Annotated in this window: 22 protein-coding genes; 8 read left to right on the forward strand and 14 right to left on the reverse strand. The window is 66.4% G+C overall.

All coding sequences use genetic code 11. The annotated features are described in order from the left end of the window. Positions 1 to 38: 38 nt before the first annotated feature. The 7 genes from tsaE to uxaC form a co-directional block, all read right to left on the reverse strand. Positions 39 to 578, reverse strand: coding sequence for a tRNA (adenosine(37)-N6)-threonylcarbamoyltransferase complex ATPase subunit type 1 TsaE (gene tsaE, locus MUK71_RS12455; protein ID WP_227928815.1), 540 nt, complete (start codon positions 576 to 578; stop codon positions 39 to 41). Next, positions 575 to 1,882 (reverse strand): alanine racemase, encoded by a 1,308-nt coding sequence (alr, locus tag MUK71_RS12460; protein ID WP_227928814.1) that lies wholly within the window; start codon positions 1,880 to 1,882, stop codon positions 575 to 577. The genes tsaE and alr overlap by 4 nt, the downstream gene beginning before the upstream one ends. Positions 1,883 to 1,894: 12 nt before the next feature. Further along, positions 1,895 to 2,437 (reverse strand): GNAT family N-acetyltransferase, encoded by a 543-nt coding sequence (locus MUK71_RS12465; RefSeq protein ID WP_279326964.1) that lies wholly within the window; start codon positions 2,435 to 2,437, stop codon positions 1,895 to 1,897. Beyond that, complete coding sequence (mgrA, locus tag MUK71_RS12470) at positions 2,437 to 3,483, reverse strand: L-glyceraldehyde 3-phosphate reductase (RefSeq protein ID WP_227928813.1); 1,047 nt, start codon at positions 3,481 to 3,483, stop codon at positions 2,437 to 2,439. Before mgrA ends, MUK71_RS12465 begins: the two co-directional genes overlap by 1 nt. Positions 3,484 to 3,532: 49 nt before the next feature. Continuing rightward, a complete protein-coding gene (locus MUK71_RS12475; RefSeq protein WP_227928812.1) occupies positions 3,533 to 5,158 on the reverse strand; it encodes a UxaA family hydrolase in 1,626 nt (541 codons plus the stop codon). After that, the gene (manD, locus tag MUK71_RS12480) at positions 5,155 to 6,381 is read right to left on the reverse strand and encodes a D-mannonate dehydratase ManD (protein ID WP_227928811.1); all 1,227 of its coding nucleotides are present in this window, start codon (positions 6,379 to 6,381) and stop codon (positions 5,155 to 5,157) included. The genes MUK71_RS12475 and manD overlap by 4 nt, the downstream gene beginning before the upstream one ends. 118 nt (positions 6,382 to 6,499) lie before the next feature. Further along, entirely contained in the window at positions 6,500 to 7,930 is a 1,431-nt protein-coding gene (uxaC, locus tag MUK71_RS12485; RefSeq protein ID WP_227928810.1) for a glucuronate isomerase, read from the reverse strand. Between the two features lie 230 nt (positions 7,931 to 8,160). On the opposite strand from uxaC, the gene MUK71_RS12490 reads away from it, so the two are divergent. The 6 genes from MUK71_RS12490 to MUK71_RS12515 are packed head-to-tail and all read left to right on the forward strand — an operon-like array spanning position 8,161 to position 14,897. Continuing rightward, positions 8,161 to 9,219 (forward strand): LacI family DNA-binding transcriptional regulator, encoded by a 1,059-nt coding sequence (locus tag MUK71_RS12490; protein ID WP_227903790.1) that lies wholly within the window; start codon positions 8,161 to 8,163, stop codon positions 9,217 to 9,219. A 10-nt stretch (positions 9,220 to 9,229) separates the two neighbouring features. Beyond that, positions 9,230 to 10,429 (forward strand): extracellular solute-binding protein, encoded by a 1,200-nt coding sequence (locus MUK71_RS12495; protein ID WP_227928809.1) that lies wholly within the window; start codon positions 9,230 to 9,232, stop codon positions 10,427 to 10,429. Beyond that, positions 10,426 to 11,556, forward strand: a complete 1,131-nt coding sequence (locus tag MUK71_RS12500; RefSeq protein WP_227928808.1) for an ABC transporter ATP-binding protein — start codon at positions 10,426 to 10,428, stop codon at positions 11,554 to 11,556. The genes MUK71_RS12495 and MUK71_RS12500 overlap by 4 nt, the downstream gene beginning before the upstream one ends. Then, positions 11,553 to 12,479, forward strand: coding sequence for an ABC transporter permease (locus MUK71_RS12505; RefSeq protein ID WP_227928807.1), 927 nt, complete (start codon positions 11,553 to 11,555; stop codon positions 12,477 to 12,479). Before MUK71_RS12500 ends, MUK71_RS12505 begins: the two co-directional genes overlap by 4 nt. Then, positions 12,479 to 13,363 (forward strand): ABC transporter permease, encoded by an 885-nt coding sequence (locus tag MUK71_RS12510; RefSeq protein ID WP_227928806.1) that lies wholly within the window; start codon positions 12,479 to 12,481, stop codon positions 13,361 to 13,363. The genes MUK71_RS12505 and MUK71_RS12510 overlap by 1 nt, the downstream gene beginning before the upstream one ends. Continuing rightward, positions 13,353 to 14,897 (forward strand): mannitol dehydrogenase family protein, encoded by a 1,545-nt coding sequence (locus MUK71_RS12515; protein ID WP_244802778.1) that lies wholly within the window; start codon positions 13,353 to 13,355, stop codon positions 14,895 to 14,897. The genes MUK71_RS12510 and MUK71_RS12515 overlap by 11 nt, the downstream gene beginning before the upstream one ends. Here the strand turns inward: MUK71_RS12515 and MUK71_RS12520 are convergent. Then, positions 14,894 to 15,277, reverse strand: a complete 384-nt coding sequence (locus MUK71_RS12520; RefSeq protein ID WP_227928804.1) for a VOC family protein — start codon at positions 15,275 to 15,277, stop codon at positions 14,894 to 14,896. The genes MUK71_RS12515 and MUK71_RS12520 overlap by 4 nt on opposite strands. 6 nt (positions 15,278 to 15,283) lie before the next feature. Between MUK71_RS12520 and MUK71_RS12525 the strand changes: the two genes are divergently transcribed. Next, on the forward strand, positions 15,284 to 15,454 hold the full coding sequence (locus tag MUK71_RS12525) for a hypothetical protein (protein WP_227928803.1): 171 nt from the start codon (positions 15,284 to 15,286) through the stop codon (positions 15,452 to 15,454). Between the two features lie 21 nt (positions 15,455 to 15,475). Here the strand turns inward: MUK71_RS12525 and treZ are convergent, their stop codons facing one another. From treZ to glmS, 6 genes are read right to left on the reverse strand one after another with little or no spacing between them, the layout of a single operon-like run. Next, on the reverse strand, positions 15,476 to 17,227 hold the full coding sequence (treZ, locus tag MUK71_RS12530) for a malto-oligosyltrehalose trehalohydrolase (protein WP_227928802.1): 1,752 nt from the start codon (positions 17,225 to 17,227) through the stop codon (positions 15,476 to 15,478). Beyond that, complete coding sequence (treY, locus tag MUK71_RS12535) at positions 17,224 to 19,557, reverse strand: malto-oligosyltrehalose synthase (RefSeq protein ID WP_227928801.1); 2,334 nt, start codon at positions 19,555 to 19,557, stop codon at positions 17,224 to 17,226. The genes treZ and treY overlap by 4 nt, the downstream gene beginning before the upstream one ends. Then, positions 19,554 to 21,746 carry a glycogen debranching protein GlgX gene (gene glgX, locus MUK71_RS12540; protein WP_227928800.1) on the reverse strand — a complete coding sequence of 731 codons (2,193 nt, stop codon included), beginning with the start codon at positions 21,744 to 21,746 and terminating at the stop codon, positions 19,554 to 19,556. Before glgX ends, treY begins: the two co-directional genes overlap by 4 nt. A gap of 48 nt (positions 21,747 to 21,794) precedes the next feature. Beyond that, positions 21,795 to 23,354, reverse strand: a complete 1,560-nt coding sequence (locus tag MUK71_RS12545) for an NAD(P)H-hydrate epimerase (RefSeq protein WP_227928798.1) — start codon at positions 23,352 to 23,354, stop codon at positions 21,795 to 21,797. Positions 23,355 to 23,364: 10 nt separating this feature from the next. Beyond that, entirely contained in the window at positions 23,365 to 23,715 is a 351-nt protein-coding gene (locus MUK71_RS12550) for a holo-ACP synthase (RefSeq protein WP_227903810.1), read from the reverse strand. A gap of 13 nt (positions 23,716 to 23,728) precedes the next feature. Next, positions 23,729 to 25,636, reverse strand: coding sequence for a glutamine--fructose-6-phosphate transaminase (isomerizing) (glmS, locus tag MUK71_RS12555; RefSeq protein WP_227928796.1), 1,908 nt, complete (start codon positions 25,634 to 25,636; stop codon positions 23,729 to 23,731). Between the two features lie 139 nt (positions 25,637 to 25,775). Here glmS and coaA point away from each other — a divergent pair, with 139 nt between their 5' ends. Then, positions 25,776 to 26,741 carry a type I pantothenate kinase gene (gene coaA / locus MUK71_RS12560; protein WP_227928846.1) on the forward strand — a complete coding sequence of 322 codons (966 nt, stop codon included), beginning with the start codon at positions 25,776 to 25,778 and terminating at the stop codon, positions 26,739 to 26,741. Positions 26,742 to 26,750 lie beyond the last annotated feature (9 nt).

Below are 26,750 nucleotides of genomic sequence, written 5' to 3' on the forward strand. Positions count from 1 at the left end.
TGCCGTGGTGCCCGTGGTGCGGGACCCGGCCTGCCCCCTCAGCGCAGGTCCGGTGCGTCCTGCCAGCGCGGACCGTAGCCGGCGAGCCGGAGGACGCGCTCCTCATCGGCGTCGTCGTCTGAAAAGTCGGTCCCCGGCGCGGTCCCGGCGGCCAGGGGGCGATCCCCTCCGACCTCCCGGACAAGGGTTATCTCCAGCCGGCTGTCCGCCAGGTGTTCCACCAGGCCGTGGCCCCACTCGACCACGGTGACGGCGCGGTCCATCGACGCTTCGAGATCAATATCATCAACTTCGCCTTCGGAGGCCAGCCGGTAGGCGTCCACATGGACCAGGTCCGGACCGTCGCCGAGGTTGGGGTGTTCCCGAACCAGCACGAAGGTGGGCGAGATGATCCCGGGCCGCACTCCGAGGCCTTCGCCCAGGCCCTGGGTGAAGGTGGTTTTACCCGCACCCAGTTCCCCGGTGAGCAGCACCAGATCCCCGCGGCGGAGGGTCCGGGCAAGACGGGCGGCCAGGGTCTTGGTCTCTTCGGCTCCGCGGGTCCGGTATTCAGCTTCCCACTGTGCAGACTGCGTCACTGTGCCCGGACCGCCTCGGCCCCGTTTGCTTCCGCGGTTCCGCCCGGCACGTCACCGGACGGCGCTACACCGGACGGCACTTCACCGGACGGCGCTTCGGGGACGGCTTCCAGCGCAATGGGCCCGGTTCCGGATGCTTCGGCGGTTCCTGCGGCGCTGTCGATGTAGGTGCGGGAAACCCGCTCACTGATCCGGGTGATGATTTCATAATTGATGCTGCCGGCGGCCGAAGCCCATTCGTCCACCCCGGGCAGGCCTTCGCCGCCGAAGAGAACCGCTTCCCTGCCGACCAGGGAATCCTCGGTACCGGCGATGCCGGTGCGGCCCAGGTCAATGACCATCTGGTCCATGGCGATCCGTCCGACCACCGGATACACCTGCCCGTCCACCTGGACGGGACCGCCGGTGGCTACGCGGGGGACGCCGTCGGCGTAGCCCAGCGGCACCAGGGCCAGCGTGGTGGGTTCCTGGGTGCGGTAGTGCAGCCCGTAGGAGACTCCCTGCCCGGCGGGGACCTCCTTGCAGGCGGAGATGGTTGTTTTCAGCGTCATGGCCGGGCGCAGTCCCAGCTCGGCCGGGGTCTGTCCGGCAAACGGAGACAGGCCGTACATGCCCAGCCCGATTCGGACCAGGTCGAAATGGGCGTCGGGGCGGGAGAGGGCGCCCGGGGTATTGGCAATGTGCCGCACCTCGCGGTCCACACCGGCGTCCTCGGCCACGGCGACGGCGATGCGGAACTTCTCCAGCTGCTGATCGGTTTCCGGCCGGTGCGGTTCGTCAGCCACGGCGAAGTGGGAAAAGATGCCCACCACCCGCAGCAGTCCCTCTTCCTGGTAGGCCAGCGCACGGCCCACGAAGGCTTCCCAGAGTTCCTCCGGGCAGCCGTTGCGGCCCAGGCCGGTGTCGATTTTCAGGTGCACCCGTGCCGGGATTTCCAGTTCGCGGGCGGCAGCCACCACCGCGTCCAGGTCCCAGCCGGATACTCCGACGTCGATGTTCTCCCGGATGGCTTCGTCGAACTTCGTCTGGTGCGTGTGCAGCCAGGCGAGCACCGGCGCGGTAATTCCGGCGGCACGCAGTTCCAGCGCCTCGCTGATGTGTGCCACTCCCAGCCAGGCTGCGCCTGCCTCAAGTGCGGCCCGGGCGGTCTGCACGGCACCGTGACCGTAGGCATCCGCCTTCACCACGGCCATGACCCGGGCGGGACTGACAATGTGGGAGAGGTGGCGGACGTTGTGCCGGATGGCGGCCAGGTCGATGACGGCGGCACGTTCTGCCGGGGAAGGGAATTCAGGGTAGTTCACGTCCCTATTCTTTCACTCCCGCACGCTTTCGCCGTCCCGGTCCGGCGCCGTTTCACCCTCTGTCAGCGAACGGTGCATGATGTGCAGTCCGGTCAGGCCGTGCCGCGGGTGCCGGAATGCCTCCGGCACGGTGGCGAGGATCCGGAAACCCAGCGACTGCCACAACCGCACTGCCCGGGTGTTGGTTTCCACCACGGCGTTGAACTGCATGGACCGGTAACCGCGGCGGGCTGCCTCGGCCAGCACATGCTCGGCAAGCGCACGGGCGATGCCGCGTCCGGTGAACGCCGTCCCGGTCATAAACGACGCGTTGGCCACGTGGCTGCCGTTGCCGGGGCGGTTTGGGTGCAGCTGGGCCGTGCCCGCTACGGTTCCGTCCAGTTCAGCGACGAACACGACGGCCGGGGCAGGCTCCAGCCAGAGGGGCCGTGCTGCGTCCTCCGAAGCGGTGGTGTCCCAGCAGTAGGTCTCCCCGGACCGAAGCACCGGTTCCATGATGGCCCAGAGGCCCGGCCAGTCTCCCGGCCGGGCCTCCCGGATGTGCAGTCCCTCCACTACGCCTCGAGGGCGGCGGCCCACAGGTTGATCTTGGAATCCACTGCGTAGTCGTCGATCCGGCGCAGCTCGTCGTCGCTGAATTCGAGGTTGTTCACGGCGGCCAGGGAGTCCTCCAGCTGCTTGACGCTGGAGGCTCCGATCAGGGCGGAGGTGATGGCGGAGCCGTCCGGCTGAGTACGCAGGACCCAGGCGATGGCCATCTGCGCCAGGGTCTGGCCCCGGGATTCCGCAATGCTGTTCAGCCCCCGAACCCGCTCCAGGTTCTGATCCGACAGCTGCGAGGGGTCCAGCGACTTGCCGGCGGCGGCCCGGGAATTATCCGGCACCCCGCCCAGGTACTTGTTGGTGAGCAGGCCCTGGGCCAGCGGTGAGAACGCGATGGATCCCGCGCCGACCTCACGCAGCGCCGCGAAGAGGTTGGGGTCCCCCTGTTCCACCCAGCGGTTGAGCATGGAGTAGGAGGGCTGGTGGATCAGCAGCGGGGTGCCCATCTCCCGCAGGATCCGTGCCGCCTCGAGCGTCTTCTCCGGCGAATAGGAGGAAATACCCGCGTACAGGGCACGGCCGGAGCGTACGGCGGTATCCAGGGCCCCCATGGTTTCCTCCAGCGGGGTGTCCGGGTCCGGACGGTGGCTGTAGAAGATGTCCACGTAATCCAGCCCCATGCGTTCCAGTGACTGGTCCAGGCTGGAGAGCAGGTACTTGCGCGATCCCCAGTTGCCGTAGGGGCCCGGCCACATGTCATAGCCCGCCTTGCTGGAGATCACCAGCTGGTCCCGGTACGGGCGGAAGTCATCGCGCAGGTGGCGGCCGAAGTTGGTTTCCGCGGAACCGTAGGGCGGTCCGTAGTTGTTGGCCAGGTCAAAGTGCGTGACGCCCAGGTCGAAGGCACGGCGAAGAATGGCCCGCTGGGTGTCAAAGTCCTTGTCGTCGCCAAAGTTGTGCCAGAGCCCCAGCGAGACGGCCGGCAGTTTCAGCCCGCTCTCGCCAACCCGGCGGTACGGCATGGAATCGTATCGGTTTTCCGCAGCTTCATAAGTCATGGCCCCCATAATGCCACCGTGCCCCACGCGGCGCTGCGTGCGGGTCCGCTCATGTCACGGCTCCCAGCTGCCACGGGACAAACTCATCCTCTCCGAGTTCCAGTTCCTCACTCACGGTCTGCCGGCCCGAGGCGGTGGCCAGGATCCGGTGGAAGATCCGCTCCCCCATCTCCTGCAGGTCGGTTCCGCCGTCAATGATTTCGCCGCAGTTGATGTCGATGTCTTCCGCCATCCGGCGGTACAGCTCCGTGTTGGTGCCCAGTTTGATGCTGGGCACCGGGCGGCAGCCCAGCACCGAACCGCGTCCGGTGGTGAAACACACCACCGTGGCCCCGCCAGCCACAATTCCGGTGACGGATACCGGGTCATAGCCCGGTGTATCCATAAAAACGAGCCCGGGCCCGCGGATCCGGTCCGCATAGCCAATGACATCGGTGAGCTCGGCACGGCCTGCCTTGGCAACGGCGCCCAGCGACTTTTCCAGGATGGTGGTCAGTCCGCCCGCCTTGTTGCCCGGCGACGGGTTATTGTCCAGGCTGCCTCCGCCGCGGAGCGCGTACTCCTGCCACCAGCCCAGCCGGTCCAGCAGCCGCTCCCCCACAGTGCGGGTTACCGCCCGGGCGGCAAGGAGGTGTTCCGCACCGAAAACTTCCGGTGTTTCAGCCAGGACGGAAGTGCCGCCCCAGCCGACCAGCCGGTCCGAGGCCACGCCCAGTGCCGGATTGGCGGTGATGCCGGAGTAGCCGTCCGATCCGCCGCAGTTCATCCCCAGGACCAGCTCCGAGACATCGATCGGTTCGCGCCGGCATTCGTTCAGCACCGGCAGCATGCGCCGGACTGCCTCCACGCCGGCACGTACCGATGCCCGCACCCCGCCGGATTCCTGGATGACCAGCCGCTCAACCAGCTCGGCGGATATCTCCGCATCGATCAGGCGGTCGGCCTGCAGCATTTCGCAGCCCAGCCCCACCACCAGCAGTCCGGCGAAGTTCGGATGGTGGGAATAGCCGGACAGGGTCCGGAAGAGAATCTCTGCACCTTCACTGCCAGCCACCAGGCCGCAGCCGGAGGAATGCGTCAGTGCCATCACGCCGTCGATATTGGGGAAGGCATCAAGGACCGGGCCGCGGAACTGGTCCGCGATCATCCGGGCGGTGCTCGCGGAGCAGTTGACGGAGGTCAGGATTCCGATGTAATTCCGCGTCCCGGCACGCCCGTTGCGCCGTCGGTAGCCCTGGAAGACCGGCCGCGGACCGTCCGGCGCCGGCGGCTGGAAGCGTGCCGTGCCGAACTCAATGTCCTGCCCGGCTTCTGCCATCGCCAGGTTGTGGCTGTGGACATGGTCTCCGGCGGTAATCGGTGTGGTGGCCTGCCCAATGACCTGCCCGTATTTGTGTACCCGGTCTCCCGCGGCGATATCCGCCAGCGCCAACTTGTGCCCCTGCGGAATGTTGGCGGCGGGAACCAGGACGGACCCTCCGGGCCCCTCCACCGGCTCCCCTGCCGGGAGCAGGCGCAGGGCTACGCCTACTTCGTCCCCGTCAGCGAGGCGCAGCACGGCGGTGTGCCGTGCGGGTCCGCTCTGCGGGTTTTCGCTGTGCGGGCTGTCGCTGTGCGGGCTTTCGCTGTGCGGCTCGGCGGTACTGCCCGCCGGCGCTCCGGGAAGGCTGCTCACCAGTCGTGCACCGTCCCGTCCAGCAGCCGGTTGACCGGCAGGTACGCAGGTGTGTAGTCAAAGGATTTGGCGGCCTCGTCGTCGTAATCCACGCCCAGTCCCGGAGCCTCCCCGGGGTGCAGGAGCCCGTCCCTGAAGCTGTAGCCGGTGCGGAAGACGCGCAGGGTGTCCTCGGAGTGTTTCATGTACTCCTGGATCCCGAAGTTGTGCAGCGCCAGGCCCAGGTGCAGCTGGGCGGCCTGGCCCACCGGGGAAATATCCGTGGGTCCGTGGAACCCGGATTTGATCGAGTAAACGGCCGCGAAGTCCATCAGCTTCCGCAGCGCGGTGATGCCGCCGGTGTGGGTGACGGCCGAGCGGACATAGTCAATCAGCTGCTCGGTAATGAGTGTCTGATAGTCGTACACACTGTTGAACACTTCCCCGATGGCCAGCGGAACCGTGGTCTGCGAGCGCACGCGGCGCAGCGCCTCCTGGTTTTCCCCCGGTGTGCAGTCCTCCAGCCAGAACAGGTCATAGGGTTCCAGCGACTTTCCGAGCCCGGCAGCCTGGTTGGGGGTCATCCGGTGATGGCCGTCATGCAGCAGGACCAGTTCCGGACCGAACTCAGCCCGGACATCGGCGAAGACCTGGGGAATGTGGCGAAGATACGCCCGCGTGTCCCAGGCTTCCTCGGCGGGCAGCGGAGCCCGCAGCGCTGGTTCGTAGTCGTAGCGCTGTCCGGGCCGCTGGTCCGCGGCGACCCCGTAGATCTGGCCCAGTCCGGGGACTCCCGTCTGGACCCGGATGGCCCGGAAGCCCTGGTCCAGGTGATTGCGGATGGAGGTGAAGAGTGAATCCCGGTCGCTGCCCGAGGCATGGCCGTAGGCCAGGCAGCCCGTGCGTGACGCCCCGCCCAGCAGCCGGTAGAGCGGCAGCCCGGCCTCCTTGGCCAGGATGTCCCAGAGCGCGACGTCGACGGCGGCAATCGCTGCCATGGTGATCGGGCCGCGGCGCCAGTACGCCCCGCGGTACAGGTACTGCCAGGTGTCCTCGATCCGGCGTTCATCCCGGCCGATCAGCAGCGGCACCACGTGTTCCTTCAGGTAGGCGGCCACCGCCAGTTCACGGCCGTTGACGGTGGCATCGCCCAGCCCGACCACCCCGGAATCGGTGGTCAGCCTGAGCGTGACGAAGTTGCGGCCGGGGCTGGTGACCAGCACTTCTGCCGAGCGGATTGCCATGGTCTCTCCTTGGTAGGGGTGGTGCTGATAGGGGCGGTGCCGGTAGGGGTGGCTGACAGGTGTGGCGCCGGTAGGGGTGGAACTGAGCGGGATGAAACCGTGCGCCCGGTCGCGGTTTTCAGGGCCGGGGCGCGTAGGACTGCAACGGAAGGTTGTAGGCGAGGTCTATTCCGGTCTCCACGGCCTCTGCCGCCGCCAGCCTGCCTTCCGCGACCAGACGGGCCAGGAAACCCGCATCGATCCTTCGGGCCAGGTCATGCCGGGCGGGGATGGACGCCAGCGCACGGGTGTCGTCAACGAAACCGCTGGTGTTGTAAAAGCCCGCGGTCTCCACCGCCGATTCGCGGAACCGGCGCATCTGTTCGGGGCTGTCCAGGAACCACCAGGGCGCACCAAGCCGCAGGGCGGGATAGGCGCCGGCCAGGGGCGCCAGCTCCCGGGAGTACACCGTTTCGTCAGTCGTGAAGACAATCATCCGGAAACCCGGATCCATGCCGAAGCTGTTCAGCAGGGGCTGCAGCGCACGGGTGAATTCCACCCGCACCGGAATATCGAACCCCTTGTCGGTTCCATAGCGGCTGCGGACGGCACTGCTGTGGTTGCGCAGCACCCCCGGATGCAGCTGCATCACCAACCCGTCCTCGGCGGACATGCGCGCCATTTCATACAGCATTCCGCCGGCGAAGGCTTCGGCTGCCGCCGCATCGGACTCACCGCGCAGCGCGGCGGCAAAGATGCTCCGGGCGTCGGCCGGATCCAACGGCTCGGCCGACGCGCTGAGATGTCCGTGGTCCGTGGCCCTGGCACCCGCCTGCAGGAACGCTGCCCGGCGTTGCCGCAGGGCCAGCAGGAACGAGTCGTAATCCCCCGCTTCGATGCCGGAGACTTCCGAGAGCCGGCGGACGTCGGCCGCCCAGCCGGGCCTGCGGATGTGCAGCAGGTCATCGGGACGGAACGTGGGCAGGATCCGCTGGCGCCCTTCCTGCTCTGCAAGCTTCCGGTGCCCTGCAAGGCCGGAGGCGGCAGAGTCGGTGGTGGCCAGCAGTTCCACGTTGAAGCGGTCCAGCAGCGCCCTGGGGCGGGACTCGTCCCGGGCCAGCCGGTCAAGAAGAAAATCGTAAAGCCCGTCGGCGGTTTCCTCCGAGGGAGGTGCAGGAGCCTCGAAGACCACCGCCAGTTCGTGTTCCAGCCAGTAGCGGGTGGGGGTTCCCCGGAAGAGTTTCCAGTTGCGGCAGAACCGGCGCCAGACCTCGCGGGGATCCGTCTCGTACGGGGATCCGTCCTGTGTGGGGATACCCAGTGCTGCGGGGCTTTCCCCCTGCGAGACGAGCATACGCACGAGGTAGTGGTCCGGGATCACGAACATCTCGGCGGGATTGGCAAAGGGCTCGTCCTGCACCAGCAGGTCCACGTCCACGTGCCCGTGCATCGACACAATGGGCAGTGCGGCGGTGGAGGCGTAGATTTCGCGGGCCAGGGCCCGGACGCCGGGCTCGGCCGGCAGGGCCCGATCCGGGTCCAGCTGCCAGGCGGTGCGCTGTTCAGTCACGTTGATGCCTCTCCTTTGAAACACGACGTTTGCAACAAATGCCACGCCCTGCACGGCCTGGTGCACTCCAATATGCGGGTGAATGCCTGAGAAGGCAAGGCCTTTCCGGGAGCGAATCAGCTTTGGAAAATCCGAACGGCGAAAGTATTGACACGGTTTGCAAACGATTGCATTGTGTGGTGTACGCCACACTCCGGTGGCCGCGACAACGAGGTGAGGCGGGTCCTGCAATGGCGGGTGCGGTAACTGTCAGGGATGTAGCGAGACTGGCCAGCGTCTCCGCATCAACGGTTTCACGTGCCCTCTCAGCATCGAACCTGGTCGCCCCGCACACCCGCGACCGCATCCTCGCCGCCGCAGCCCAGCTCGGGTACAGCGTGAACACCTCCGCACGCGGCCTGATCACCGGACGCACCAGCAACTTCGGCCTGGTGGTGCCGGATCTGGAAAACCCGTACTTCGCCTCAGTCACCAAGGGTGTGCAGGGCCGGGCCCTCAGCGAGGGCTACGCCGTTTTCGTGGCGGACTCGGACGAGGACGTGCGTGCGGAAATCGAGCTCGTACGGAAACTGGCCTCCCAGGTCGACGGGCTGATTCTCTGCTCTCCGCGCATGTCGGATGAGGATCTCGGGCAGATCGCCCGGGACACCACCATGGTGCTGATCAACCGGCGGCTGCCGCAGGTGGACAGCATCACTGTCGATGACACCGAGATTGTCCGCCAGGCGCTGGGACACCTTTACGCCCTGGGGCACCGTACGGTGTCCTACGCCGGCGGACCGGCGACGTCGTGGTCGGACAGCCAGCGTCGGAACGGCATCCGCCTGGCCCTCACCGATCTGCCGGGGCTTGAGGTGGTCAGCATCGGCTCCTTCCCGCCGGTTTTCGACGGCGGACTCTCCGCAGCTGACCTGGCGGCGGCGTCGGGCGCAACCGCGGTGCTGGCCTACAACGACCTCATGGCACTTGGCATCCTCTCGCGCCTGCAGGCGCGGGGCATACGCGTACCGGAGCAGATGAGCGTGGTGGGCATCGATGACGTCAGCGCCGCCACCCTGGTCTCGCCGGCGCTCACTACCGTCCGCGCTCCCCTGCGCAAGGTCGGAACCGCGGCCGTGGACGCGCTGATCGACCGCATTCTTCCCGAACGCCGGGATCTGCCGCCCGAGGCCCTGCCCATCCACCTGATGATCCGCGATTCAACATCCGTTCCCCACCGTTCAGCAGTGCCCCTCACGTCCCGCGAAGACGCAGGACTCAATGAAAGGTCAAGCAATGCGAAACAGTAAGAAATTGCAGATGGTTTCAGTCTTCGCGGCGACTGCGATGCTCGCAGCAGCCTGCGGGGCGCCCGGAGGAAATGCCGGCGGGGAAGAGCTCGCCACGAGCGACGTTCCCGATGCCCCGTCAGAGGCGGTGACGCTGAACATTCTCGACGTTGCCGGCAACAAACAGCTGACCGAAGGGATCTTCGACTCCTTTGTCAGCGAGCACCCCGATGTTGTCTCGGGAGTTACGTGGGAAACTGCGGGTGCACCGGATATGGCGGGGAAGGTCAAGGCCCAGCAGCAGGCAGGGAACCTGCAGATTGACCTGGTGCTCACCGGAACCGACGGCCTGTCCGCAGGGATCAGCGAGGATCTCTTTGTCCCCATCGCCGCGGACTACAAGGACCGGCTCTCGAATATGGACAACTACCAGGAGCCTGCAGCGGAAATGCAGAAACTGGCCGAGGACAAGGGGGTGGCCCTGACGTACTACCCCTCGGGTCCGCTGTTGGAGTACAACCCCGAGAAGGTTCCCAACCCGCCCACCACGGCCGAGGAACTGCTGACCTGGACCCAGGAGAATCCCGGCCGGTTCGGGTACGCGCGCCCGGCAAACTCAGGTCCCGGCCGCACCTTCCTGATGGGGCTGCCCTACATCCTTGGCGACGACGATCCCAAGGACCCGGCGAACGGCTGGACGAAAACGTGGGACTACCTCCAGCAGCTGAACCAGAACATCAGCTCCTACCCCACCGGCACCGGCGTCACCATGAACAACCTGAAAAACGGGACCTGGGACATGGCACTGACCACCACCGGCTGGGACATCAATCCGAGGGCACTTGAGCAGGTGCCGGCCAACTTCGAGGTGCAGGCGCTGGAAGGCTTTACCTGGGTGACAGATGCCCAGTACGCGGTTGTCCCCAAGGGCGTGTCTGCGGACAAGATGTCGGCCATCCTGCAGGTCCTGCAGTATGCCCTGACCCCTGAGCAGCAGGCGAAAACCTATGACAGCGGCTATTTCTACCCGGGTCCGGCCGTTGAAGGCGTGACCCTGGACATGGCCCCGCAGAGCAGCCAGGACGTCATCGCCAAATTCGGCCGTCCTGAATACGACGCCCTCATTGAGGACAACCCCAAGGCAACCCCGATCAGTGCCGAGGATCTGGTCACGGCCTTTAACACCTGGGATACCGACGTGGCGAGCGGAAAGATCGAAGAAAAGAAATGAGCATCCAGGCAACTTCCTTCAAGACACTGGAGCTCGAGCACGTCGCCAGGAATTTCGGCGGACAGGCGGCTCTGAGCGACCTGAACCTGAATATCCGCAGCGGCGAATTTATCGCCCTGCTCGGACCCTCCGGCTGCGGAAAGTCCACGGCGCTGAACTGCCTGGCCGGGCTGCTGCCCCTCACCGGCGGACGCATCCTCATGGACGGCCGCCAAATAGACCGGTTGGTGCCGGAAAAACGGGGCTTCGGCATGGTATTCCAGAACTATGCGTTGTTTCCGCACCTGAGCGTGGAGAAAAACATCGCGTTCGGGCTGGAAATGCGCAGGATCCCCCGGGCCGAGATCAAAACCAGGGTGGCGGAGGCCATCGAGCTGGTCCAGCTCGGCCCGCATGCCAGGAAACTCCCCGGGCAGATGTCCGGCGGACAGCAGCAGCGGGTCGCCATCGCGCGCGCCGTAGTGCTGCGTCCCCCGCTGGTGCTGATGGATGAACCGCTCTCGAACCTGGATGCGAAGCTCCGGCTGGAGATGCGGACCGAAATCCGCCGCCTGCACCAGTCCCTCGGCCTGACCACGATCTACGTCACCCATGACCAGGAGGAAGCACTGTCCCTCGCTGACCGCCTGGTGGTGCTGCGCCAGGGCGAAGTCCAGCAGGTGGGCACGCCCCAGGACCTGCATGAGCACCCCGCCAACTGGCACGTTGCCGACTTCATGGGGTACCGGAACCTGCTCGACGGCGTCGTGGAGCATACGCGCGGCGGCATGGCCACTGTCTCCGTAGCGGGCACGGGCATCACCGGCGCCACCCGGGATCCGCTTGCCCCGGGAGACGCAGTGAAAGTGGGGATCCGCCCCGAGGACTTCGAAATCACCGATGCTAGCGGCCCGGACGCCGGCCATACCCGGCTCGAAGCGGTGGTCGAAGTGGTCGAATACCAGGGCCGGGAATTCGCGGTCGAAGCCCGGACCGACACCGGCCAGGCACTCCACATCCGGACCCACCGCACGGCCGAAGCAGGGCAGCGGATCACGGTCTCGGCGCCCCACGAACGGGTCCTTGTTTTTGCTTCAGCCCTGACGGCTGCGGCGCCCGTCCCGGAGCTGCAGGAGGCCACGCCATGACCCAGGCGCCCGGGAGGTCCCGCAGCGCCGCCCCGGAAAAACCCGGAACCCGCCCCGCACTCTCCCACCGGCTTGCCGAGCGCGGCATTGACCGGCTGCTCCTGCTGCTGGTGCCGGCCCTGCTGTTCGCCCTGGTGCTGTTTGTGTATCCGTTTGTCTACGGCCTCGGGCTGTCCTTCCAGCCGCGTGAAGGCGGCCTGTTCGGCGCCTACGTCAAGTTCTTCACGGATCCCTCCATGCGGGGACTGGAATCCATCTGGATCACGCTGAAGCTCGCAGTCCCGGCCGCCGTCTTTAACGTTGCCGCCTCAATTCCCATCGCCTACAAGATGCGGGGAAAGTTCCGCGGCAAGCGGGCGCTGACCACCGTTCTGGTCATTCCGATTACCCTCGGCACCGTGCTGACGGCCGAAGGGCTGCTGAACTTCTTCGGCCAGCGCGGCTGGCTCAACCGGTTCCTGGAGATTTTCGGTTTCGGTCCCCTGGACCTGGTGCAGAACTACTGGGGAGTGCTGTGGTCCCTGATCATCTCGGGGTTTCCTTTCGCCTTCCTGCTGATCCTCTCCTACCTCTCCGGAATCGACCCCTCATTGGAGGCCGCCGCACAGACGCTGGGCGCGGATTGGAAGCAGAGGTTCCGGAAGATCACGCTGCCGCTCCTGGCTCCCGGCCTGGCCATCACCTTCTGCCTGACCTTTGTCCTGGCCTTCAGCGTTTTTCCGTCGGCCATCCTGGTGGGTGACCCGTCCGGCTCCACCCGGGTGATCGCCTACGTTGCCTACAACGCCTGGGGGCAGCAGTTCGACTATCCCCTGGCATCTGCCGCCGCAATTGTCATGGGTGCGGTGGAACTACTCGTCATTATCCTGGTGCTGCTGTGGCGGTCCCGGATGTACAAGGGAAGCACCGGAGGCAAAGGCTGATGAGCGCAACCACCCTCAAGGACACCGAGGCACCGCCGGTACCGGAGCCCGGACGGCGGCAGTTGAAGGCCACCCCCGGAACGTTCCTGGTCTGGGGCGGCATGGCCCTGTTCCTGATTCTCCTTTTCGGCGTTGTCGCCTCCGTGGTGGTGAACTCCTTCGCCGGCCAGTGGTTCGACTCCTGGTTCCCCTCCGGCTATACAACCGCCTGGTACGGGGAAGCCTGGCAGCAGTACGATCTCACCCAGGTGGTCAGCACCACCGTGATTGTCGCCGTGGCCGTCGTCGGCATTTCGGTCCTCATCGGTGCGCCCGCCTCCTATGTCCTTGCCCGGCGCAGTTTCCCCGGCAAGAACATAGTCATGCTGGTCTTCCTCCTGCCGATCATGATGCCGCCGATCACGTACGGCATTCCGCTGGCGACACTGCTGACCTACTACCATCTGGCACCTGGCCTGACCGGGGTCATCCTGGCCAACCTGGTGCCTTCGGTACCGTTCGTCATCCTGACCATGACGCCGTTCATTGAACAGATCAACCCGTCCATCGAGTCCGCCGCGCGCATGTGCGGAGCCAATATGACACGGTTGTTTACCCGGATCCTTGCACCGCTGCTGATTCCGGGGGTGCTGGCCGCGGCTGTGCTGGTCCTGGTGCGCACCGTCGGAATGTTTGAACTGACCTTCCTCACCTCCAATTCAAGTTCCGACACCCTGGTGGTGGCACTCTTCACGGCGATGACGGGGGCCGGCATCCGGGCACAGCAGTCGGTGGACGCCATGGCCGTGATTTACATGCTCATGATGATGGTGCTCCTGGTGGTTGCGCTCCGGTTCGTGAATCCCACGCAGCTGGTTTCCCAGGTGCGTGAAGATGTGGACTGAGACCGGCCCGCAGATCCCTCCTGCCGGGAAAGCGGCTCCGCGGTTGAGCCGGGCGTCCCTTGCGTCCGCCGGATGCGGTTCCGCGCTCGGTCCCGCGGTGGATCCGGGCAGCCTGCGGACCGGAATGGTCCATCTGGGGCTGGGGGCCTTCCACCGGGCACACCAGGCGGTGTACACCGAAGACGCTGCCGCTGCCACCGGCGACACCGGCTGGGGAATCCTGGGTGTGACCGGCAGGAGCGCCCGGGTGGCCGACACGCTGAAACCGCAGGACGGGCTGTACACGGTGCTGACGAAAGCGCAGCCCGGTGCGGGCAGTGCGGCAGATGCATCACTTCGGATCATCGGATCGCTGCGCGGCGCTGTGTTTCCCGGCCGTGACACACCACTGCTGCTCCGGGCACTGGCAGAACCGGACACCCGGGTGCTGACCCTGACGGTGACGGAGAAGGGCTATCCCCGGGATGCCTCAGGACATCTGGCCATGGCCGACGGCGTGGCAGCGGACCGGGCCGCCCTTGCTGCTGACAGCCGGCAGCGCCCGGCGTCCTCCGACGTCGCCGCCCGCACCCCGCTGGGCCTGCTGGCACGCGGCCTGTTTGCACGCTACCGCTCATCGGGTGCCCCGCTCAGCGTGGTGTCCTGCGACAACCTCATCAGCAACGGTGCCCTGACGCGAACACTGGTCACGGAGCTCGCGGAAGCCGGGGGCACCGGCTTTTGTGCCTGGCTGCAGGAATCGGTGGCGTTCCCCTCCACCATGGTGGACCGGATTGTCCCGGCAGCCACGGAAGCAGACCGGCAGCTGGGCAGTGGCATACTCGGGCTCCGGGACGAGGCACTCGTGGTGGCGGAGCCCTTCGGCCAGTGGATTCTGGAGGATGCCTTCGCCGCCGCCCGCCCGGCCTGGGAACTGGCCGGGGCGGTCCTGACCCCTGACGTGGCCCCCTTCGAAGCAGCGAAGCTGCGCCTGCTCAACGGCACCCACTCACTGCTGGCATACCTGGGTGCACTGAAGGGCCATGCCACCATCGCCGACGCGGCAGCGGATGAGGACCTCGCCGCTGACGCGTCCGCGCTGCAGGCGGAGGCCATCCGCACCCTGGTTCCGCCCCCGGGGGTGGACCTGCAGGAATACTCGGCTTCCATCCTGGCCCGGTTCCGTAATCCGGCCCTCGGCCACACCACACTCCAGGTGGCCATGGACGGTTCCCAGAAGCTTCCGGTCCGCGCCCTGGCGACGGTGGCGGACCTGTTGGCTCTGGGTACGGTTCCGGAGGCCCTGGCCCGGCTGGTGGCCGCGTGGATGGTGTTCGTTTACCGGCAGCGGAATGTCCACGGTTCCGTGCTGCCGCTGGAGGACCCGTTACGGGAAACCCTGGCCGCACAGGCTGCCGGCCCGGAATCCGGGCTTGTCGACAGGCTCCTGGACCTCTCCGCGGTGTTCCCGCCCCCGGTGGCCGGCCACCCCGGTTTCCGTGCAGCCGTCAAGGTCCATGCCGCTGAGCTGCTCGCCGCGGTTCCGGGGCGCTAGGGCCGTGTTGCGTGCCCGGTCCACATGCCGAAGGACACCCCGGTTGGATCTCGAAAAATGCCGAACCACCGATCGGCGCCACCCAAAGCAACCCGGGATCGCTCTACCAGGCCGCCGAGCGCTGCAACACGGTCGAGCCCTGCCTCAAGGTCATCGACCGCCACATACAACCGCGGTCCTGCAGACGGAGGAGGTGCCGACGGGTCCGCCCGCTGAAGCCCGCCTATTCCGCGATCGCCTGCCTTGATGATCCAGTAGTCCGCTCCGAGCTCCGTGTCCTCGAAGGCAGGCTCAAAAGACCAGCCTGAGAGCGCCGCGTGGAACTGCTGAAAAAGCTCCGGATCTGTCGTCTCGACTTCCCACCACACCACCTTGTCCATGGCCTCATGCTATGGACTAGCGGACTGGCCACGTTCCTCAACACGCCCTGGCGGTTCCCGAAGGCCAGGCAGGCCGCCGGGCAGCACGCGCCCGGGGACACCGCAGGAGCCCGATACGGCGAAGGCCGGCGGCGCAGGGCTTTTGCCCCGCACCGCCGGCCCACGGATCCGGTGTAGTGCGCCGGTGCCCGCAGGCCGTCAGTTCCCTGCTGCGCCCAGCACTGCAGCGCCGTAGCCGGGCAGCTGCAGTGCGTCGCCGTAAAGCTCCGACGGGCCCGTCTCAAGCAGGACCTGCGCTGCTGTACCCAGGGGAACCGGAACTTCCCGCGCCGTATCGGCGAAGTTCAGCGCCACGGCGGTGTCTCCGCGCCGGAACACCAGCCAGCGTCCCACCTCGTCGAAGTCCACACTCGTAGCGTCCATATCCGGGTCGGTCAGGTCCGGACGGTTCCGGCGCAGGTCCAGGAGTTGCCGGTACAACCCCAGCAGCCGGCCGTGGCCATCACCTTCAGCTTCGGACCAGTCCAGCTTCGAATTGGCGAAGGTCTGCGGGTCCTGCGGATTCGGTACGGTGTCCGGATCCCATCCCATCCGTTCGAATTCCCGCAGCCGTCCTTCCGCCGTCGCCTTGCCCAGCTCAGGTTCCGGATGCGAGGTAAAGAACTGCCAGGGAGTGGACGCCCCGAATTCCTCGCCCATAAAGATCATGGGCGTAAACGGCGACGTCAGGTTCAGCACGGCCGCCAGCGCCAGCTGCGGGTAGTCCAGGCTCGCGCTGAGCCGGTCCCCTGCCGCCCGGTTGCCGATCTGGTCATGGTTCTGGGTGCAGACCACCAGCTGCCGGGCGGAAACCCGGTCCTTGTCGATGGGCCGTCCGTGGGTTCGTCCGCGGAAGGATGAAAAGGTGCCGTTGTGGAAGAAGCCTTCCTGCAGCACCTTCGCCAGGGCTTCGACGGAATCGAAGTCCTCGTAGTAGCCCCCGTTTTCCCCGGTGAGGTTGGTGTGCGCGGCGTGATGGAAGTCATCGGACCACTGCCCGGCCAGGCCGTAGCCGTTCACGTTCCGCGGCGTGATCAGCCGGGGGTTGTTCAGGTCGGATTCGGCAATCAGGAACAGCGGTTTGCCGAGTGTTTCCGCGCACTCATCGGTGGCGGCAGCAATCTCTTCGAGGATGTGCACCGCCCGTTCGTCGTGCAGTGCGTGGACGGCGTCCAGGCGCAGCCCGTCCACGTGGTAGTCGCGGAACCACATCAGCACGTTCTCCACGATGTACTCGCGAACGGTGTCCGACAGCGGTCCGTCCAGGTTCACCGAATCCCCCCAGGTGTTGGCTTTCCCTTCCGTGAGGTAGGGGCCGAACATGGGCAGGTAGTTGCCGCTGGGACCAAGGTGGTTATAGACCACGTCCTGGATAACGCCCAGGCCCGCCCGGTGCGCGGCGTCGACAAAGCGCTGGTAGGCCTCGGGCCCGCCGTAGGTTTCCTGCACGGAATACCACAGCACGCCGTCGTAGCCCCAGTTGTGTGTCCCGTTGAAGGAGTTCACCGGAAGCAGCTCCACGTACCGCACGCCCAGCTCCGCCAGGTAGCCCAGCCGCTCGATGGCTGCATCCAGGGTTCCCTCGGGGGTGAAGGTGCCAACATGCATCTCGTAGATGGCCCCGCCGTCGAGCCCCGGAGACACCCAGTCCCCGTCCTGCCAGTCGAAGAGCTCCGGGTCAAACGTCCGGGACAGCTCATGCACGCCCGCCGGCTGCCGGCGGGAGCGCGGATCAGGCACCGGAGTCCCGGCGTCGTCAATGAGATAGCCGTAGTCAATGTCCTCGAGCAGCTCGGCATGCTGGGCGTGCCACCAGCCGTTCTCACCCCGGCTCATGGACAGGCGGCGCCCGTCCGCCAGCAGGGTCATGGTGTTGGCTTTGGGAGCCCACACATCGAAGTTCGTCCTCACTCGCCGTCCTCCCGAACCAGCAGCGCCACCGGGTAGCTGCCGAACAGATCTGCGACGGCCACCCGGCCGTCGCTTGTATGGGTAGTTCCCGTAATGACGTCGCGGTAGGTTCCCGCGGGCAGCAACACACCGGTTTCCTGCCAGCCGCCCTGCACCTGCAGCCCCACCGGGAGGCGGGTCACCAGGGTCACTGCTCCGCCGCGGTCAAAACCGAAAAGGTGCCGGGCTGCCGGGCCCTCCGCTGTGACGGGAACGTAGCCGCTGAAGAGCTCGGGCCGGCCGCGCTTGAGCTGGAGCGCGCGGGTGGTGATCAGCAGTTTTGCCGCTGCGTCCTCATCAACTTCCGGGGCTCCGGTTCCGGCGAACGACGCCGCCACGTCCCGGCGGCGCTGGAAGTCCACCTCGCGCCGGTTGTCCGGGTCCACGAGGGACCGGTCCCAGAATTCCGTGCCCTGGTAGACATCCGGAACGCCGGGCATGGTCAGTTGCAGCAGCTTGGCCGAGAGCGAGTTGGAGTATCCCGCGGTGCGGATCCGCTCCACCAGGGAGGTAACCAGGGTATTCACCTCGGCGTCGTCAAACGCGGCGTCGATCGCGGCGTGCATCCGGGCTTCGAACGCTGCGTCGGGGGCCGTCCAGGTGGTGCTGGCAGATGCCTCCCGTGAGGCTTTTTCCGCGTACGCATGTGCACGGTCCCGGCTGAGCGGCCAGGCGCCGATGACGGCCTGCCAGAGCAGGTTCGCCATCGGCTCGTCACCCATGGGCGCCAGTGCCTGCAGTTTCCCGAAGGCGGCTGCCCACTCGTCGGGGATTTCCGAGAGAACGGAAATCCGGGCGCGGGTGTCTTCGCTGCGCTTGGTGTCATGCGTGGTCAGGGCTGTCATGGCGGCGGGCTGTTCCAGCTGCCGCCGAAGCAGCCTGGCATGCAGCTCAAACGGCGTGACGGCGAAGTGCGCCGGATCGGCACCCACTTCGTTCAGGGAGGTCAGGCGTGAGTAGCGGTAGAACGCGGTGTCCTCCACGCCTTTCGCCATCACCATCCCGGAGGTCTGCTGGAACCGGACCGCGAGTTCTCCGAGGTCAGCCAGCGGGACAGTGGACGTCTCCCCTGCCGGCAGCGGGTTCAGCAGCCGGTGCAGGATGTGCAGGGCACCGGCAAGGTCCGGCCGACGAACGGTCGCGGCAACCACGGCGTCCGTGAGGTATTCACTCCCCTCGGGCAAGTAGCTGCGGTAGACCGGGAAGCAGGCCAGCAGCTCCGCCAGGGCGTCCGCTGCGGTTGCCGGATCCAGCCCTGAGTCCGCGGGCAGGAGCCGCACCAGCCGCTGCACCTCCGAGTTCAGCAGCTGATCCGCGATGCCGCGCTTGGTGCCGTGGATCATGTCGGCGTAGGGCTCGGTAGGCACGAGGGCGGTGAGTGTCTCCTCGCCGGCCGGGTCGGTGAAGAGACGGTCGACGTCGGCGAGCGCGTCGTAGCCTGTGGTGCCTTCGGTTTCCCAGTCCCGGGGCAGGGACTCTCCCGGTTCCAGAATCTTTTCAACCAGGATGTAGGCGCCGCCGGTAAGTTCCCGCAGCCGGGCGAGGTAGCCCTTGGGGTCCGCGAGTCCGTCCGGGTGGTCGATCCGCAGTCCGTCCACGAGCGACTCGTCGAACCACCGTCGGATCTCGGCGTGGGCCTCGTCGAACACCCAGGGCTCCTCCACGCGGATGCCTGCCAGGGTGTTGACGCCGAAGAACCGGCGGTAGTTCAGCTCGCTGTCGGCCCGCCGCCAGTTCACCAGTTCATAGTGCTGACGTGCGTGGACCTCCTGTGCCGAATCCCCGTCCCGCGCCGTGCCGGGAGCCACCGGGTAGCGGTTCTCGTAGTAGTGCAACTCACCGTTGACCAGCTTGAGCTGCTCCAGTTCGTTGTCGCCGTCGCCCAGGACGGGAAGGCGCAGCTTTCCGCCACCCGCTTCCCAGTCAATGTCGAAGGCCTCCGCGTACCGGGAGCCGCGGCCGTGTTCGAGTACCGACCACCACCATTTGTTCCGGGCAGGCGTGGCGACGCCCATGTGGTTGGGCACAATGTCCACCAGCACCCCCATCCCGGCTGCGTGGGCGGCCTCCGAGAGTGCCTTGAGCCCGTCAGCTCCGCCCCTGGCCGGATCGACGGCGGAGGGGTCAACCACGTCGTAGCCGTGGTCGGAGCCCTCCTCCGCTGTCAGGATCGGCGAGAGGTAGACCCAGTCCACGCCGAGGTCCGCCAGGTACGGGACCAGGGCGGCGGCGTCGTGGAGGGTGAACGACGGGCGGATCTGCAGGCGGTACGTGGACAGCGGGGTCCTCATTCGGCCGTCCCGGGGTTCTGCTGTGCCTTCGACCCGGCCAGTGCCGCGAGCGAAGCGGCCACGGAGTGGTCGTGTTCCTCTTCTTCGGCATGGGCCCGCAGCACCGCCATGGATTTGGCAGCCACACTCAGCTGGCTGTCCGCCGGTACCGGGTCCGCATCAGCATATTCACCGGCAGTGTCAATGACTACATCCCACATGGGGGCGTACTCCTTGGCCGGGACGGTGACCTTCACGGCCTCGTCGTGCGCGTTGAAGTAGAGCAGGAAGTTCGCGTCGGTGATCCGCTGTCCGCGGGCGTCCTTGCCGCGGATTCCCTGCCCGTTGAGGAACACGCCCAGGGACCGGCTGACCGGGGTGTCCCAGTCATCCGGAGACATGGGGGTGCCGTCCTCGGTGAGCCAGACGATGTCCGGCAGCGCTTCGCCCTCGCCGCGCCGCACGGGCCGTCCGTCGAAGAAGCGGCGCCGGCGGAACGTGGGATGTTCGGCGCGCAGCGTGTTGACCGCAGCAGTGAACTCCATGAGCGGGGCGTCCATGGAATCCCAGTTGATCCAGCTCAGCTCGGAGTCCTGGGCATAGGTGTTGTTGTTGCCCTGCTGGGTCCGGCCCAGCTCGTCGCCGTGCGCGATCATGGGCACGCCCTGGGAGAGCAGCAGCGTGGCAAGGAAGTTTCTCTGCTGCCGGGCGCGCAGGGAGAGCACGTTGGGATCGTCGGTGGGTCCCTCGGCTCCACAGTTCCAGGACCGGTTGTGGGACTCGCCGTCGTTGTTGTCCTCACCGTTGGCTTCGTTGTGTTTCTCGTTGTAGGACACCAGGTCTTGCAGCGTGAAACCGTCGTGGGCGGTAACGAAGTTGATGGAGGCAACGGGCCGGCGGGCCGAGGACTCGTAGAGGTCGGCGGACCCGGTGATGCGGGAGGCGAATTCGCCAAGGGTGGATGGCTCGCCGCGCCAGAAGTCGCGGACCGTGTCGCGGTACTTGCCGTTCCACTCGGTCCACTGGGGCGGGAAGTTGCCCACCTGGTAGCCGCCGGGTCCGATGTCCCAGGGCTCGGCAATCAGCTTCACCTGGGAAACTACCGGGTCCTGCTGCACCAGTTCGAAGAACGTGGACAGCTTGTCCACATCGTAGAACTCGCGGGCCAGAGTGGAGGCGAGGTCGAAGCGGAAACCGTCAACGTGCATTTCCGTCACCCAGTACCGCAGCGAGTCCATGATCAGCTGCAGGGAGTGCGGGTTGCCGACATTCAGCGAGTTGCCGGTGCCGGTGTAGTCCATGTAGTACCGCTTGTCATCGTCCACCAGACGGTAGTAGGACGCGTTGTCGATACCGCGGAAGGAGAGGGTGGGGCCCAGGTGGTTGCCCTCGGCCGTGTGGTTGTAAACCACGTCCAGAATCACTTCGATGCCCGCAAGGTGCAGTGCGCGCACCATTGCCTTGAATTCCTGGACCTGCTGCCCGTGGTCGCCCGTGGCGCTGTAGACGTTGTGCGGTGCGAAGAAGCCGATGGTGTTGTAACCCCAGTAGTTGGACAGCCCCTTCTCCTGCAGGGTCGAGTCATTCACGAACTGGTGGACCGGCATAAGTTCAATCGCGGTGATGCCCAGTTTCTGCAGATGGGCGATCACCGAGGGGTGTGCGACGCCGGCGTACGTGCCGCGCTGCTCTTCCGGAACGTCGGGGTGCAGTTCCGTCAGGCCCTTGACGTGGGCCTCGTAGATCACTGACTGGTGGTACGGGGTCTTGGGCTTCCGGTCCCCGTCCCAGTCGAAGAACGGGTTGATCACCACGCCCATCATCATGTGCGGTGCCGAATCCTCGTCATTGCGTGAGTTTTCGTCACCGAAGTTGTAGCCAAACAGCGCCTGGTCCCAGTCGATTTCCCCGGCCACGGCCTTGGCATACGGGTCCAGCAGCAGCTTGTTGGGGTTGCACCGGTTCCCGTTCTCGGGATCATTCGGTCCGTCGACACGGAACCCGTATTTCTGCCCCGGCATAACCTGCGGCAGGTAACAGTGCCAGACGTATCCATCCACCTCGCTCAGGCGGATCTGTTCCTCATTGCCGTCCTCATCGAACAGACACAGCGTTACGGAGTCCGCCACTTCGCTGTAGAGCGCGAAGTTAGTGCCGTTTCCGTCGTAGGTTGCACCCAGCGGATAGGCATCTCCCGGCCAAACTTCCATGTAGAGCTCCTGACTAGTTCAGTGACAACACCAAATTGATATGTCTGCTTACTTTTCTACCCCAGACTTGGAGCTTACTTGAATTCCCGGCCCCGGATGGGCGGTGAATTCCGCGACAAGCGATCGGATCTGCGGGTCAAGGCGGGATGGGGCCACCGGGCCGGCGGCTGCTGCGAGGCTGCCGGCCCGGCCGTGCAGGCTCGCAGCTGCTGCGGCCAGACGGGCGTAATGACCGGGTCCGCGCCGGTCCGCAGGCGTGCGGTCCGTGGCGAGCAGGGCGCCAAGGATGCCCGAGAGCGTGTCGCCGCTGCCCGCCGTCGCCAGCCACGGTGTTGCCTCGGCCTGGCTGTACAGCTCTCCGGTGGGCGCTGCTGCCAGCGTGGCCCAGCCCTTGAGCAGGACGGTGGCACCGGTGCGTTGGGCAGCGAGCCGGGCAAAGCGGACCGGGTCGCCCTCAATATCGGTGCGTGAGACCTCCTCCCCCATGCTGCGGAGCAGGGCGGTGAGTTCCCCGGCATGGGGGGTCAGCACGACGGCGGGATGAAGTCCCGGACCCGCGGCGGCCACTGCGTCGGCGTCGATCACTGCGGGCAGGCCCGAAGCCATGGCGTCCACGGCGCGGCGACGCTGCTCTTCGTCATCCCCGGCTCCCGGCCCGGCAAGCCAGGCCTGGACATGGGTTCCGTTGACCGTGCCGGTGCTGCACACAGCTTCCGGATGGGCCAGGTTGATCAGCCGGGCCACACCCTCCGGGCCCAGATAGCGGACCATTCCGACGCCGGTCGCCAGGGCTGCGCCGGTGGCCATCAGCGCCGCGCCGGGGTAAGCGGAGGAACCTGCGGCGATGCCAAGGACACCGCGGCTGTATTTGTGGTCAGCCCGGTCCGGGACCGGCAGGATACGGGCCAGCTCCGCCTCCTGCAGCCGGTAGGCGTCCGGGGTGCCAAGGTAGTCTCCGAGGCCGATGTCGATGCAATGGATGGATCCGGCGGCCACGGCGCCGGGGCCGGCCAGGAGCCCGGTTTTGACCGCGCCGAAGGTCACTGTCATATCAGCGTGCAGGCAGGTTCCCGGCATCCGCCCGGTGTCTGCGTCCACACCGCTGGGCAGGTCGCAGGCAATTACCAGCGGGCCGGCACCCCGCTCCCGTGCGGCGTTGAGCTCTTCGGCAAGCGCCCGGACCGGGCTCCGCAGTCCGCCGGATCCTCCGGTGCCCAGGACCCCGTCCAGCACTGCGTCCGCCGCCAAACACGCTGCCGCACACTCTGCGGCGTTTACTTCGGTCAGCTCCCGGACCGTACCACCCTGCGTGCGAAAGGCGGCCAGTGCCTCCGGATGCGCTGTCGGCGCGGTGAGCACTGCTTCTGCCGCTACTCCGCGCGCGGCCAGCCGGGCGGCTGCGTAGAGGGCATCGCCTCCGTTGTTACCGCTGCCGGCCAGCACCACGAGGCGGGCGCCGTAGAGCCGTCCCCTGCGGGTTTTGAGGGCGGACGCAGCAGCAGCGTGCAGCCCGTAGGCTGCACGCTGCATAAGTTCTGCTCCGCGCCCCTCCGCAAGCAGCGGGGCCTCGGCACGGCGGACGGCGGTTCCGGTATAGGCACTGATCATGCGCTACACCTTAGCCCTCGGCGACGACCATTGCTGTAGCTACATCCCCGTCATGACTGAGGGACAGGTGCCAGACCTGCACGCCCTTCCCGGCGGCCACGGCCGCTACCGTTCCATCGATCTGCAGCTGCGGCGCTCCGGCGGGATCCAGCCGGACCTGGCAGTCCTGCCAGTTCATTCCCGCAGGGGCTCCCAGGGCCTTGGCCACGGCTTCCTTGGCAGCAAACCGCGCTGCAAGGGAGCGCAGGTTCAGTTCCCGCTCCGCCGGGGCGAACAGGCGCGCCCGCAGGCCGGGGGTGCGTTCCAGCTGCCGCCCGAAGCGCGGTACGTCCACTACATCGACGCCGATCCCGATGATCATCTGCGGCCGCTTCCTACTCGACCGTGACGGACTTGGCGAGGTTGCGCGGCTGGTCCACATCAAAGCCCTTGGCCGTGGCCAGTTCGCAGGCGAAGATCTGCAGCGGCACGGTGGTCAGCAGCGGCGCCAGCAGCGGCGGCGTTTCCGGCACGTAGAAGATGTGCTCGGCGTAGGCCTTTACGGCGTCGTCGCCCTCTTCGGCAATAACGATCGTCTTGGCGCCGCGGGCACGGATCTCCTGGATGTTGGAAACCACCTTGGCGTGCAGCGAATCCCGGCCGCGCGGTGAGGGGACCACCACGAACACGGGCTGGCCTTCCTCGATCAGGGCGATCGGGCCGTGCTTCAGCTCGCCGGCGGCGAATCCTTCAGCGTGGATGTACGCCAGTTCCTTCAGCTTCAGCGCACCTTCCATCGCTACTGGGAAGCCGACGTGGCGTCCCAGGAAGAGCACCGAGCCGGTCTCCGACATCAGCTGCGCCAGTTCCTTGATCTGTCCCGAGTTATCCAGCACCTGCTGGATCTTGTCCGGTACCTTGGACAGGTCCGCCAGGATGTCCTTGATCTCGCCCTGGAACTTGTTGCCCCGGATCTGTGCCAGGTAAAGGCCCAGCAGGTAGGCGGCAGTGATCTGCGCCAGGAAGGCCTTGGTCGAGGCAACGGCGATTTCCGGTCCGGCGTGGGTGTAGAGCACCGCGTCCGCTTCGCGCGGAATGGTGGAGCCGTTGGTGTTGCAGATGGCCAGCACCTTGGCGCCCTGCTCCTTGGCGTAACGCACCGCCATGAGGGTGTCCATGGTCTCGCCCGACTGGGAGATGGCCACGATGAGCGTGTTCGCGTCCACGATGGGGTCCCGGTAGCGGAACTCGTGGCTGAGCTCTACCTCGACCGGCAGGCGGCACCAGTGCTCAATGGCGTACTTGGCTACCTGGCCGGCGTAGGCGGAGGTACCGCAGGCCAGCACCATGATCTTGTTGACGGATTTCAGTTCCTCGGGGCTGACCCGAAGCTCGTCCAGGGTCAGGCGTCCGTCAGCGTCGGAGCGGCCCAGCAGGGTATCCCCCACAGCCTGGGGCTGGTCGTTGATTTCCTTCTCCATGAAGGAGTCATAGCCGCCCTTTTCGGCTGCCGCGGCATCCCAGTTCACGTGGAACTCGGTGCCTTCGGCCGGCGTGCCGAAGAAGTCGGTGATCTCCACGGAATCGGGGGTGATGGTCACCACCTGGTCCTGGCCCAGCTCCACGGCCCGGCGGGTAAAGTCGATGAAGCCGGAGACGTCGGAACCCAGGAAGTTCTCGCCCTCGCCCAGACCGACGACGAGGGGGGAGTTGCGCCGTGCCGCCACCACGGTGCCGGGGGAATCGTTGTGCACGGCAAGGAGGGTGAAGGCACCCTCAAGCTGCTGGCAGGCAAGCTGCATGGAGCGGGCCAGGTCTCCGGCGCCTTCGCCGCGGTAGATCGAGCCCAGCAGGGCGGCGGCAACCTCGGTGTCGGTTTCAGAGACGAAGACGGTGCCGGCGGCGAGCAGCTGCGTCTTCAGCTCGGCGAAGTTTTCGATGATGCCGTTGTGGATCACGGCAAGGCGGCCGTTGTCCGCCAGGTGGGGGTGCGCATTTTCGTCGGTGGGTCCGCCGTGGGTGGCCCAGCGGGTGTGGCCGATGCCGGTGGAGGCGGCCGGAAGCGGCGAGGCTTCCAGTTCGGCTGTCAGGTTGGCCAGTTTTCCGGACTTCTTGCGGACCTGGATGCCTTCGGGGGTCAGGACGGCGACACCGGCGGAGTCGTATCCGCGGTATTCCAGGCGCCGGAGACCTTCCATCACGACGTCGAGGGCGCCGTGGCTCCCGGCCAGTCCGGATTCTGCTGCGGCTTCAACGCTTGCGGCGGCTCCGGGGCGGCCTGCATATCCAATAATTCCACACATACCACTAAGCGTACCGGCCAGCGGCCCGGCTTACCGAAACCTGCCTGCCGGCGGCGGTGCCATGCCGCGCTCTGCGCGGGCACACCGTTTGGGATTGCCGCCGCTACAGGGCAGAATTCCTAGGGTGTCAGAACGCCATATGAAGTCCTCCGGGGCCCAGTCGCCTGAGAGCAGCTTCACGCCTTTTGTGGAGCTCGACCGGAAGACCTGGTCGCGGCTCTCCCATGAGATCCGTTCTCCGCTCAACCAGGAGGACATCCTGCGGCTGCGCGGGCTCGGTGACCAGCTGAACCTGGACGAGATCCGGGAGGTCTATCTGCCGCTGTCGCGGCTGCTAAACCTGTATGTCGCTGCAGCGGGCCGCCTGCACAGCGCCACCACCACGTTCCTGGGTGAGAAAACCACGCGTACCCCGTTTGTCATCGGTGTGGCCGGTTCCGTGGCGGTGGGCAAATCCACCACCGCGCGTGTGCTGCGAGAGATGCTGCGCCGCTGGCCGGACACACCCAATGTCGAACTGATTACCACTGACGGTTTCCTCTACCCCAACGCCGAACTCGAGCGCCGCGGGCTGATGCAGCGAAAAGGCTTCCCTGAGTCCTATGACCGGCGCCGGCTCCTGCGCTTTGTCAGCGAGGTGAAAAGCGGCGCCGAGGAAGTCCGTGCTCCCCGGTACTCCCACCTCACCTACGACATTGTTCCGGGCGAGGAGATTGTGGTGCACCGTCCGGATGTGCTCATTGTCGAAGGGCTGAACGTCCTGGCACCGGCCCGCCCGCGCGCGGACGGGCGCTCCGGCCTGGCCCTGAGCGACTTCTTCGACTTTTCCATCTATGTGGACGCCCGGACCTCCTACATCGAGGAATGGTACGTCCAGCGGTTCCAGTCCCTGCGCAGCGGCGCCTTCGCTGATCCGGCGTCGTACTTCCACCGGTACGCCGATCTCACGGATGAGGAAGCCCGGGCCACTGCCCTGGACATCTGGAAACGCATCAATGAACCCAACCTGGTGACCAATGTCCTGCCCACGAGGGGCCGCGCCCAGCTGGTGCTGACCAAGGACGCGGACCACTCGGTGACGAGGATGCTGCTGCGCAAGACGTAGCAGCGGGCG

This window comes from Arthrobacter zhangbolii (genome assembly GCF_022869865.1).
In the GTDB taxonomy this organism is placed as follows: domain Bacteria; phylum Actinomycetota; class Actinomycetes; order Actinomycetales; family Micrococcaceae; genus Arthrobacter_B; species Arthrobacter_B zhangbolii.